1 protein-coding gene is annotated in these 379 nt (G+C 63.9%); it reads right to left on the reverse strand.

Translation table 11 applies throughout. The annotated features are described in order from the left end of the window. Nucleotides 1-133: 133 nt before the first annotated feature. Nucleotides 134-379 (reverse strand): hypothetical protein (locus tag SB660_RS19200; RefSeq protein ID WP_410583816.1); only part of this gene is annotated, 246 nt, incomplete at its 5' end.

The raw sequence follows: 379 nt of genomic DNA on the forward strand, positions 1-379 counted from the left end.
GGATCGAGATATATCGTGTGGATTGAGAGTAACACGATATATCTCGATCATGTCAAGAGGGCCGGCTGACTTCACAGAAAAGGCGCCGCCCGCGTCAGGGCAGCGCCTTGTTCCGAACCGGCAGAGGAGAGGCTCACACCGGCGGGCCGCCGTACTGCGGCGCCATGATCACCGTGTTGTTCGACGGGTCGAGGTCGAGGAGGCCGCCCGGCCCGATCAGGGTGACGACGTAGTCGGCAGCATCCGGAACCCAGGCGGTCCGATTCACGACGGCGAACGAGGGCTGGATCGGGATGGTGTCGCCGTTGCCTGGAATGTCCAACGGCAGGGAGAACGTCACGGTGCGGGTGGTGCCCGAGAACTGCGTCGCGATCTGCGG

It is taken from the genome of Bacillus sp. SIMBA_005 (assembly GCF_046535585.1).
GTDB classification, from domain to species: domain Bacteria; phylum Bacillota; class Bacilli; order Bacillales; family Bacillaceae; genus Bacillus; species Bacillus pumilus.